The sequence below is a fragment of the Candidatus Nanosyncoccus nanoralicus genome (genome assembly GCF_004138405.1).
In the GTDB taxonomy this organism is placed as follows: domain Bacteria; phylum Patescibacteriota; class Saccharimonadia; order Saccharimonadales; family Saccharimonadaceae; genus Nanosyncoccus; species Nanosyncoccus nanoralicus.
Genome location: NZ_PRLL01000020.1, coordinates 1 through 10,999, shown reverse-complemented (window position 1 = coordinate 10,999; position 10,999 = coordinate 1). Strand labels below are relative to the sequence as shown.

The window sequence follows — 10,999 nt, the reverse complement described above, 5'->3', positions numbered from 1 at the left end:
TTGATGGCAGAACCATTATAGAACTGGATATCCATCTCGTCACCATCTTTCATGAAATCTTTGGAATCGCCAACTAAATCGTTCGACAATTCATATTGCTCGAAGGTGGTTGGATCCATGAAGTAGAACTTATCGTCGTCCTTATAAAGATATTGGACTTTTTTAGTAGTAACTTCTGCTGGCTCAATTTTTTCTTGACCTTTGAAGGTCTTTGGGATGAGAGCGCCGGTGATTAAGTTCTTAACACGAACGTTAACAATAGAACCGCCGCGTCCCATAACTTTTTGCGAATACTCAATAACCTTGTATGGCTGGCCATCCAAGGTAATGAGAACGTTTTTCTTAAGATCGGTTGGACCGTACATAGTTTTCTCCTTTTAGTTTGCAGACACAAATGGAAGCAATGCAAGGTGACGAGCACGCTTGATGGCAACAGCTAATTGTCTTTGCTGCTTAGCAGATAAACCAGTCTTTGAAATTGGTTCAATACGACCGTAGACGTCAATGTAACGTTGCATAGTCTTTACATCACGATAGTCGAAGTAAAGATTTGGATCATTTTTAATTCTTTTCATTTCTCTCAAAACTCTCTCTTAATTAATTTTTAGAATGGAACCTCACTGAGGTCGATAGGCTCATCTGGAATATCATCAGGAATGATATCGGCAGATTCATCACTACTTGTGGAAGCGTAACTTCTTGAAGAGGCACCTTCACTAGTGCCGCCAAGGAAGTTGAAGTCCTCAACGACAATTTCAGTAGCAGAGCGCTTAGCGCCAGTCTTATCCTCAAATGCACGCTGAGAAAGACGTCCGGAAACAAGAATACCGGTTCCCTTCTTAGCGTATTGAGCGATAATCTCGCCAGCTTTACCCCAAGCAGAACAGTTGATATAGGAAACTTGTTCCTTTTTCTCGCCGTTCTGAACGTAATTGTAATTTACTGCTACAGAGAACGAGCAGACCTGAGTGCCACCAGATGTGGCCCTAAGTTCAGGATCGCGTACTACGTTACCCGTAATGATTGCCTTACTAAATCCCCGCGCCATAAAAACCTCCTCGTTTTATTTATTCTGCTGATTCTTCAGTATCTTTAGTCTTCTCTGCACGAGCTTTGCGCTTAGCTTCAAATTTAGCTTTGCGTTCATCGACAGTGACTAAGAGATAACGTAAGACTTCGTCGGTGATGTTAAGGGTGGAAGAAATCTTAGCAGGAGCCTGAGCTGGAAGCTCAAGCTCGTAGAAGTAGTAAACTGCGTAATCTTGCTTGTTGATAGAATAAGCAAGACGCTTCTTACCTTCGTTGGTTTCCTTAACGATTTTACCGTTTTGTGACTCGATTAATTTATTAATCTTGTCTAGGGCTGGTGTTAGATTCATTTCCAAATCAGGATGAATCAACACAGTAAGTTCATACTGTTTCACTTTGCACTCCTTTGGTTAAAGCAAGCACACCTCTTGTCGCTTGCTGAGCTAATAATGATTTAATTATACCAGATCGAGACGATTTTTTCAACTAGCAAAGAAATACCAGGTATGCTGTTTACGCTTTTTTATAAAACTTATGCTACAATCAAGAAAAAGGAGAACGCATGGATAGCGAAAATAATCTAAGTCAAGATAATACCATAAATAATAGTGAGTCCTCTCTTGATACTAATCAGATAGATACAGGATCATCCGAGAATATGACAGTAGCCAATGAATCTAATACCTGGGTCGACGCATCGCCAGAAAATACTACAGAGATGAGTGACGTGACTGAGGAGCCAGTAGTCAAACAAGAAGATACTTTCAAGTCCACAGATAAATCTGCGGATGAACCAGAGCAAGAAGTAGCTAGCCCTATGCAGCCTATGCAAACTGTTGAGACTCCTGTGACCCAGCAAGTAGCTGCAGAAAAGAAGAAAATGTCACTGACTCCGCTTTTTGCCTTGACTACGGTCGCAGCAGTTGGTGCACTTGCTTACACTATTATTACAAGTCAAAACCAGCGTCAGCAGCTATATCATGATCTTTCGGTCTCCAAAGAAGAAACAAAGAAGGCTCAGGAAAATGTTATTAAACTAGAGGAGGCTGTTAAGTCTGATCAGAGCATCGCAAAAGAAAATAAGACGACTGAAGATAAGACGGTTGTGACTAATAATAAGTCGGTGGCGTATGATGTGAAATATCAACAATTACTAGATGTAATGGGAAAAGATAATTTAATCAGAGGCGGACAGATATTCACCAACAAAGCAGGAACCTATGCCTTTGCTTCATTACAGGTTGGCGGATTTAACAAACAAAAAGATAGTCTTGGTAATGAGGTTTTAGTGGTAGCTGGTGGAGGTTGGGCTGCAGAATATTACCGAGAGTTACCAAACGGTGAATGGAAATATGCCTTCGGGGGACACATGGCTATGAAGTGTTCCGATTATTCTGCTGAGATTCGTAGAATCTATCATGACGTAGAGAGGCCAGATGGACAGAATAATTATAGTTGTAGGACGGACAACACTGGAAGCAATTACGAACATCTTTAGAAATAAAAAATATAGCTTCCAAGAAGCTATATTTTTTATGGTATTTTGACGAGGTCATTAGATCTGGCGTGCTGTTTTTTTAAAAATCACTAGAATCTGTCATTGTAATCGATCTAGACGTTAGCGAGCTGGTCAAATTCTTCAAGACTCTTAATCATTACTTCTCGAGGCTTGTTACCATTAGCAGGACCAATCACGCCAATCTCTTCAAGCCAAATCGCTAGACCAGAGACGAAACCATGACCTTTACCAAGATAGGTTTGCAGCATGGCGGTAGAAAATTTACCTTTGGTAAGCGTAATTTCGATAGCCTTACGAACGACAGGATCATTTGGATCATATTTACGGCCAAGATCACCGAAGCCGCCACCATCAGTTGGACCGATACCTTTGATCTGAACAGCTTGAGAAATAACTTCATTATTATACTCAGGAGCACGCTGCTCACGAAGGAAGTTGGTCAGCTTTTCAACATCACTATCAGAGGCATAGGCACCCTGAATACGACGAGGCTTACCCATCATTTCGGTGGTCAGCATCAGCATGTCACCTTTTCCTAGCAACTTCTCAGCACCACCCATATCGAGCATGATACGAGAGTCGGTATTATTATTCACGGCGAAAGCAATACGACCCGGAACGTTGGCCTTAATCAGACCGGTAATAACCTTAACTTCAGGACGCTGGGTAGCAAGAACGAGGTGAATACCGGAGGCACGACCTTTCTGTGCGATACGAACAATAAGCTGCTCGAGGTCTTTCCCTGCCTGCATCATGAGGTCTGCCATCTCATCAATCACGACTACGATATATGGCATCTTACCACCATCGTGTTGCTGTTCGTTATTATCCTGATCGGCAACCGTGGCAGTCTTCTTCTGCAACTTCTCGTTATAATCTTCGATTTTCTTGACTTTTTCTTCGGCCATTAAAGTATAGCGACGCTCCATTTCGTTAACCGCCCACTTCATAGCGGAAAGAGATTTTTCGGTGGAGTTAATAATTGGCGTTAAGAGGTGAGGGATGTCATTATATTGCACCATTTCCACTTGCTTAGGGTCGACAATGATTAATTTCATATCACTAGGAGCATTACGGTAAAGGAGTGATGAAATTAAGGTATTGGTCATAACGGACTTACCAGAACCAGTGGTACCAGCGATGAGGAGGTGAGGCATTTTGGCAAGATTGGCAATTACTGGATTACCAGAAATATCCTTACCAACGGCGAAGGCTAGTGGGTTGCGTTCTTTTTTCCATTCATTACTTTCAAGAATAGAACGAAGGGTAACATCGGCGGGGCGAACGTTTGGAATCTCAATACCAACAAGGCGGGTACCAGGGATTGGAGCCTCGATACGAACTTTATCGACGGCAAGATTTAAGGCTAACTCTTTGTCGCGAGCAGCAATCTTAGAGAGGACAACACCAGTTGGTGGCTGAATGGTATATTGTGTAACGCGTGGACCAACGTTGGCGCCATCGAGCTTAACTTCAATACCAAAATCTGAAAAAGTTGAGTTAATAATGAAGGCATTTTGCTGAATATTACCACCGTCAGGAGGATTTTGTTTCTTAGATAGAAGGTCAGTGCTTGGCATTTTCCAGTTTGGATCAGAAACTTCAATCAGAGCGCGTTCCGGCTCGGCTTCAGCTGGTTTGTCCATAACTGGTTTTTTAACTTCGATTTTTGGTGTCGATTTTAGATCCTCTGGAGAGACCTCAACACCATTGGCTTTGATCTTCAATGGACCAAGTGCGCCAGCTTTAATCGCGTCATCAGCTTGAGCTCGACGAGCCACGCGTGCATTCTCTGCATCTTCTTCACGACGACTAGTCTTGAATAGATTGGCAAGATCACGAAAGACAGCAGCTGGGGAGAGCTGCAAGATGAAGATGACGGTAATGAAGATTAGAACAAGATAGATAAAGGCCGCAACGCTTGGATTAAGAATTTGTGTAACAAGACTATTTAGCCACTGACCTAAAATACCTCCAGTTTGAGCTGAGGTAGTACCATAGGTAGGCAAACCAAAGAGTCCAGAAAGCCAGAAGATCATTAAAAATGATACAATCCAGATGACAGCTGGAAGACGGTTATCAGCACTGCGGAAGATCTTAACTGCTAAGTAGACGAGGATAACAGGAATTGCAAAAGTAGCATACCCAATCAACCAGAAACCAAATTTATGAAAATCATTGAGAAGCGTGCCACCACTACCGAACCATGTCATCACAAGGACGATGGAGACAGCGATCATAAGAATTGCTGAGACTTGACGCCAAAAACCTCCTGGCAACTCGTGCTCGGGAGCTACATCACGTGGAGATTTACGTCGACCTTTTTTACGTTTTACCATAGACAGATTATAGCATAATAATTATAGATAGACGGCGTAAGTCTTTTTAGTTTTAAAAAATTATATTTATGGTATAGTGTGGTTATAGGAGATATTATGTACGATACGGATGGAATCGAAAATACAAATAATAACAAAACAAAACATCAAAATAACCGTGGCTTGAAAATTGTGGCTGCGGTTTTTTGTCTAGCGACAATTATCAGTTTATGCGGACTGATGTATGTAAGTACTTCTTTTTCTGGGCAAATAAATAAGCTAGAAGGAGAGGTTAAGACTACTAAAGAAGAGTTAGCAAAAGCTAACGAAACAGTTTCTAAGTATGAAGCAGCAACTGGGACCAAGGCGGTGGAAGCGGAGACTGAGAATACCAAAATTAAAGAAATTGTAAAGCCGATGGCGTTTGACGCCAATATGGAAGCACTGAGAAATAAGATCGAAAGTGAAACTCATCTTATGAATGGTGAAGTAATCGAAGAGGGGTTAATCGAAGAAGATAATATTATTCTTCAAATCCGAAAATTCGCAACCGATAGCAGGGCAAAATTTCTATTTGCCACTACACAAGTCTCGCACGAATTAAGAGTTAGACCGAATAACGGCAATACTAGTCAATATCTTTCCTACGGAGGCTCCTCAATGGCTATCTACTACAAATCCTTACCGAATGGCGATTGGAAAAAAGCAGTTGATGGCAATGGCATTCCAGGATGTGATACAGTACCACAAGAAGTAAAGGACGTTTTAAAATGGACAAATCAGCGACCATTTCAGTCTTTGATTTTCTGTGTTGGGGAAGGAGGATCCGAGAATTACGGCAATTTAGGAATTTAGATAATAAAAATATAAAATTAATGGAGAATCCACATGGAGCAAGATAATATAGAGATCAAATCTGAAATAGAACATAAAACAGGCAAAGGAGTGAAAGCCGCATTAGTGGCTCTGGGGTTATTGATGATCATATCAACCAGTGGTCTAGTATACCTAATGTTCTCCTCGAATAGTCAGAAAAACCAATTAGAGAGCCAGGTAAAATCCGCAAAAGAGGAGTTAGCAAAAGCAAACGAAACAGTCTCGAAGTATGAGGTGGCAACTGGGACCAAGGCGGTGGAAGAAAAAATTGAGAATACAACTGTAAAAGAAATTGTAAGGCCGATGAGAATTGATACCAAAATCGGAGAGATTGAAGAAATAGTAAAAAGAGAATATATCAAACAAACAGGCTTGAATGATGATGGGTTACAAATTAAGAATAGTTGGCCAACCGTATCTTTTGACGCACTGTATACCACCAATGATGCAAAATATTTAATCGCAAGAGTAGGAATCAGGCAAATGTTTGAAGTAGCTAAAAGTGATAGAGAAGGTGATACTCGAGTTGAGGGCGGATGGGGAGGTTCTACCGCCATCTTCTATCGACCAATTCCAAGTGGCGAATGGAAGAAAGCTTACGAAGGAAACGGGATCCCTACATGCGACTCTTTTTCTGAGGAAATCAAAAACGCGTTAGGAAACCAAAAGGATCTAGAGGGTAAATCAATACTATTTTGCTGGGATCAAAATAAAACTGAGAATAATGGGATAGTTAGCCTATAGTTAGAGATTAACTATAAAAGAGACCCAAATTTGGGTCTCTTTTTACGACTATTCTTTTATCTAAATTACTGCTCGACTCGGCGCATACTGAGGGAGAGACGGCCCTTATCATCAATAGCTTCGAGGCGAACCTTTACCTCATCGCCAAGGTGTAGCGCATCCTCAACTTTGTCGAGGCGCTTCTCTGAAATCTGTGAAATATGAAGCATGCCGTCGACACCAGGTAAGATATTTACAAAGGCGCCGAAGTCTTTAATATTGACGACTTTACCCTTATAAATTTTACCGACTTCAGGCTCTTCAACGAGACCTTTGATCCAATCAATGGCGTGTTGGATTTTCTCAGGATCAGTACCAGAGATAGTAATGAGGCCAGAATCATCAATGTCGACTTCTGCTCCAGTTTCCGAGGTAATTTTATTAATCATTTCACCACCCTTACCAATGATGGCGCCGATCTTGTCAGGATTGACCATTAATTTCTCGATACGTGGAGCATATGGAGAGAGCTCGGGACGAGAAGCTGGTAGCACGGAAAGCATATGATCCAAGATGAACATACGACCCTCATGGGATTGGTTAATGGCTTTTTCAAGGATGTCGATAGGTAGACCATGGACTTTCATATCCATCTGAAGTGCGGTAATTCCTTGCTTAGTACCTGTAACCTTAAAGTCCATATCGCCCGCAAAATCTTCAGCATCCATTAGGTCAGTAAGAACATGTGGAGTTTCATCATCAAGCATGAGACCCATAGCGACACCAGAGACTGGACTTTTCAGAGGAACACCAGCATCCATCAATGCAAGACAGGATGAACAGGTGGCAGCCATAGAGGTAGAACCATTTTGAGACATAATTTCAGTGACAGAGCGGATGGCATATGGAAAATCTTCTTTGGAAGGAAGGACTGGAATGAGAGCACGTTCAGCTAGGTAACCATGACCAATCTCACGACGTCCTGGAGAGCCAATACGACCAGTTTCGCCAACGGTATAACTTGGAGCGTTATAGTGGTGCATGTAGCGACGCTCGCCATCGGTAACCTCCATAGTATCAACAACCTGGGCATAGGAAAGAGGAGCTAAGGTTACAATATTCATGGCTTGGGTAAGGCCACGAGTGAAGAGTGAGGATCCGTGAACACGAGGTAGAATTGAGACCTGAGAGCTGAGCGGTCGAACTTGGTTAAGCTTACGACCGTCAGGGCGCATGCCATCCTCAACAATGGCACGGCGAACCTCATGATGGATAGCCAGTTCATAGGCATTATGGAATTCATCCTTCAAACGAGCATCATAGTCAGCGATTTTTTCTTCTGGAGTATCACCTTCACCAAGCTCAAGAGCAAACTCTGCGTCCATCTGATCACGCAGGGTGTCAGCAATACGCTTACGATCTAAGACGTTGCCGCGAATTTTGGTACCAGTTTGACCGTCTTCGCCCTTAAAATGAGTGCGGGTCCAAGACTCAACCTTATCAGTAATTTCCTGATTTGGTAGGCTTAATTCATAATCTTTTTCGACTACGTCAAGTTTATCACGAAGTTGTCTTTGAAGATCTAGGGCTGGCTGAACATTTTCAATGGCCCAGCGCATAGCATCTATAATAACATTCTCTGGGACTTCGTTAGCTCCAGCTTCCACCATGACCACTTTCTGATCCTTAACAGCAACCACTAAGTCAAGATCAGACTGCTCGCGTTCATCCTTATTTAAGAAGGCTTTAAATTCACCATTAACGCGACCAATGCGAAGGCCAGCGATTGGACCATCAAAAGGAACGCCAGCATTTAATAGAGCCGAGGAAGCGGCCAACATAGCAATGACATCTGGGCGGAAGTTTGGATCCATAGAAAGAACGGTAGTAACAACTTGGACCTCTTGACGATACCCCTTAGGGAAGAGAGGGCGAATTGGACGATCAATAAGTCGACCGATCAGTACAGCCTCATCAGCCGGTTTGCCTTCGCGCTTAATAAATTTTGAACCTGAAATTTTGCCAGCGGCATAGAACTTTTCTTCATAGTCGATAGAGAGTGGGAAGAAATCTTGGACAACTGGTTTCTCACTAACGATAACTGAGCCAAGTACGACAGTATCGCCGTAGGTGACGAGAACAGAAGAAGTTGTGCGAAAACCGACACGGTTAACCTCAATTTTAAGCTCACGCCCGCAAAAATCAGTAGACACACTGAACGTGTGTTTACCAGTAGGATTAATTATTTCCATTTTTTCCTTTCTCGGGAAAACACCAGATAACTACTCTAGTAAGCCAAGCAATAAGCTAGAGAGAATCTTATACCTAAGGCTCTAGGGGACTTATCCGCCGTCTTCCCTTTTATTGTTATGTATTAATTGTATCATGAAAAGCTATTTAAAATGCCTATATCATTGATATATTAAGAAATTAACAGCTGAGGCTACTGTTTTGAATATAGTTTTGTGTTTTTTTTGTTTTATGTTATAATATCATGCGTTCGGTGATTATCTAGACACTAGACTGGAATGAAAGGGGGATAGATTTTTAGATCACCATATTTGGAACTACTGTGAGCTATAGCTCAAGAACATTAAGAGAAAGGATCGTAGAAGAAATGAACAATACGATACATAACATTTTTGATTTTGAAGGGTTGATTCCACCCATGGATATTGTAATCCAGCTGAAGGGATTCGAAAACAATTCCTATGCAATACAGGAAGAAGAGGAAAAGCTGTTCTGTTATCAGCTAATCGAACAGGTGTTTGTGCCGCTGAGAAAACAAATTCGACTCGATAGCAATATCGACCTGGTGGTGACAATGGTAAACACCGGGGTGAGGGGGCAGAGGAGAATCTCTTTCCACTTCAATACGGCGGATGTCATCTACTTCCAGGAGAAGGATCTCTATCAGGTAATCACTCGTCGAGAGGGCGTGACTGGCAATATCTATGAACTCATGAATGATGCCAGATTCGTGCGCATGCATTATACGCACAAGGAGTATTACGACAAGTACAGAAAAGAAAACAGCCGTAATCAGGTCGCGAGTAATCCAATGAGAAAAAAGAAGGTGATCAGAAAGATGAGGCGTCCTAATATTGCAGAAATTAACGAGAGGATTAATAACTCGGTTCTGCGCTTTAGAGATGCTATCAATGACTATATTGATACTAACTTCGAAGAAGGAGCCGAGAGGCCTGGAATTGTCGGAGTGTTCACAAGGAAGAACCCTACATAACACTATGATCTGATCTGAAGCTCCACCACGCGTGGGGCTTTTTTAAACTAAACTTGAAGTTAAAAATTTCAGATTAATATAATGAATAAATGATAATATAAGACACCAAAAAACCCACTGACGTGGGTTTTTGAATTTATTTGCGGAGTCCGAGTTTTGCAACTGTGCCTTTGTAGAGGTCGAAGTTGGTTTTCTCAAGATACTTCAAAAGACGTTTGCGGCGACCAACCATCTGCATAAGTCCACGACGAGCCATGAAATCATGCTTATTGACCTTAACGTGCTCGGTTACTTCTTTGATGCGCTCAGTTAGAATAGAGACCTGAACCTCTGGAGAACCAACGTCCTTTTTGTCACGGGCAGTAGCAGCAATTGCCTTAGCTTTATTCTCTTTTGTAATCATATTGGGTGAATTATACCACGCGACGATAATTTCATCAAGGGTAAACAGATGACTTTTCTGTCAAAATCTGGCTAACAAGGTTAATATGTAGTAATTTCTAATTCCCCATCGATATATTCACCAAGAAAAACTTCGCTTATGGAGGCAATTTTTTGCTTTTTAAGTTCCTGATTAAGCCAGTTTTCGTCCTTGCTAATCACCTCAAGGATATCATGATGTAATTGACCATCGGTAATAAGTGGAAATTTAGGATTCTCTTCGCCGGCATGGACAACGATAAGTTGGCCGTTTTGCTCCACAACAGCGCGTTTAACTTTCTTAGAAGAGTAAATATTATTAGTGCGAAGTTTAAATGCAACATCATGTGCACTGAGACCGGCCTTCTTGCAGTTTTCGATATTAATTTTACCGTGATCAATAATGATCAGAGCCTTACCATCAAGAATCTGCTTAACTTTGACATTATGAGTTTTAATAAATTTAAGAGAAAGAGCCAGGATACACCAGATACATAGAATACTAATATATTCCAAGATGGCAATTTGCTTATTATAGATCACGCCACCGATGATTCCACCAAGTACGTAGTTTTGTACCTGATCGCTAGCTGAAGATGGAGCAAGATTCCCTTTGCCTGTAACGTTGATAACAAAGATAAGAGCCAAGAAGCCGATTAATAGTTTGATGGCGATAAGAATAAAATCATCCATATTTTCCTTTCATTATTTATTATTTTCACCCATAAAATCGGACAACTTAACAGCATTTTTTATCTGATAATCGCCAACCTGAGTACGACGAAGAGCTATCAGATAGGCGCCGACACCGAGAGCCTTACCAATATCCTCGCCTAGAGTCCTAATATAAGTACCGCTCGAAACATGGTT

The 10,999-nt window shown here is 41.6% G+C and carries 12 protein-coding genes and 1 pseudogene; 4 read left to right on the top strand and 9 right to left on the bottom strand.

Going from position 1 to position 10,999, the window contains the following annotated elements; all coding sequences use genetic code 11:
- From G3KMM_RS02470 to rpsF, 4 genes are all read right to left on the bottom strand, one after another.
- Nucleotides 1-365 (bottom strand): elongation factor P (locus G3KMM_RS02470; RefSeq protein WP_129605126.1); only part of this gene is annotated, 365 nt, incomplete at its 3' end.
- A 12-nt stretch (nt 366-377) separates the two neighbouring features.
- Nucleotides 378-575, bottom strand: a complete 198-nt coding sequence (gene rpsR / locus G3KMM_RS02465; RefSeq protein WP_129605122.1) for a 30S ribosomal protein S18 — start codon at nt 573-575, stop codon at nt 378-380.
- A gap of 29 nt (nt 576-604) precedes the next feature.
- Nucleotides 605-1,048 carry a single-stranded DNA-binding protein gene (locus G3KMM_RS02460; protein ID WP_129605117.1) on the bottom strand — a complete coding sequence of 148 codons (444 nt, stop codon included), beginning with the start codon at nt 1,046-1,048 and terminating at the stop codon, nt 605-607.
- 19 nt (nt 1,049-1,067) lie between these two features.
- Nucleotides 1,068-1,424 (bottom strand): 30S ribosomal protein S6, encoded by a 357-nt coding sequence (gene rpsF, locus G3KMM_RS02455; RefSeq protein ID WP_129605112.1) that lies wholly within the window; start codon nt 1,422-1,424, stop codon nt 1,068-1,070.
- 167 nt (nt 1,425-1,591) lie between these two features.
- Here rpsF and G3KMM_RS02450 point away from each other — a divergent pair, with 167 nt between their 5' ends.
- Entirely contained in the window at nt 1,592-2,527 is a 936-nt protein-coding gene (locus tag G3KMM_RS02450; RefSeq protein WP_129605110.1) for a hypothetical protein, read from the top strand.
- A gap of 113 nt (nt 2,528-2,640) precedes the next feature.
- On the opposite strand, the gene G3KMM_RS02445 is transcribed toward G3KMM_RS02450, so the two are convergent.
- Complete coding sequence (locus tag G3KMM_RS02445; RefSeq protein ID WP_129605107.1) at nt 2,641-4,887, bottom strand: FtsK/SpoIIIE family DNA translocase; 2,247 nt, start codon at nt 4,885-4,887, stop codon at nt 2,641-2,643.
- Between the two features lie 96 nt (nt 4,888-4,983).
- Here G3KMM_RS02445 and G3KMM_RS02440 point away from each other — a divergent pair, with 96 nt between their 5' ends.
- Complete coding sequence (locus tag G3KMM_RS02440; RefSeq protein ID WP_129605104.1) at nt 4,984-5,721, top strand: hypothetical protein; 738 nt, start codon at nt 4,984-4,986, stop codon at nt 5,719-5,721.
- A gap of 33 nt (nt 5,722-5,754) precedes the next feature.
- Nucleotides 5,755-6,486, top strand: coding sequence for a hypothetical protein (locus G3KMM_RS02435; protein ID WP_129605102.1), 732 nt, complete (start codon nt 5,755-5,757; stop codon nt 6,484-6,486).
- Between the two features lie 65 nt (nt 6,487-6,551).
- Here G3KMM_RS02435 and G3KMM_RS02430 read toward each other — a convergent pair whose 3' ends face one another.
- Entirely contained in the window at nt 6,552-8,717 is a 2,166-nt protein-coding gene (locus G3KMM_RS02430) for a polyribonucleotide nucleotidyltransferase (RefSeq protein ID WP_129605099.1), read from the bottom strand.
- Nucleotides 8,718-9,133: 416 nt separating this feature from the next.
- Here G3KMM_RS02430 and G3KMM_RS02425 point away from each other — a divergent pair, with 416 nt between their 5' ends.
- Nucleotides 9,134-9,709 (top strand): hypothetical protein, encoded by a 576-nt coding sequence (locus G3KMM_RS02425; protein ID WP_129605097.1) that lies wholly within the window; start codon nt 9,134-9,136, stop codon nt 9,707-9,709.
- Between the two features lie 136 nt (nt 9,710-9,845).
- On the opposite strand, the gene rpsO is transcribed toward G3KMM_RS02425, so the two are convergent.
- From rpsO to G3KMM_RS02965, 3 genes and pseudogenes are all read right to left on the bottom strand, one after another.
- Nucleotides 9,846-10,112, bottom strand: a complete 267-nt coding sequence (rpsO, locus tag G3KMM_RS02420) for a 30S ribosomal protein S15 (RefSeq protein WP_129605095.1) — start codon at nt 10,110-10,112, stop codon at nt 9,846-9,848.
- 80 nt (nt 10,113-10,192) lie between these two features.
- The gene (locus G3KMM_RS02415; RefSeq protein WP_129605092.1) at nt 10,193-10,822 is read right to left on the bottom strand and encodes a DUF421 domain-containing protein; all 630 of its coding nucleotides are present in this window, start codon (nt 10,820-10,822) and stop codon (nt 10,193-10,195) included.
- Nucleotides 10,823-10,834: 12 nt separating this feature from the next.
- Nucleotides 10,835-10,999: pseudogene (locus tag G3KMM_RS02965) on the bottom strand (tRNA pseudouridine(55) synthase TruB); the annotation flags it as partial.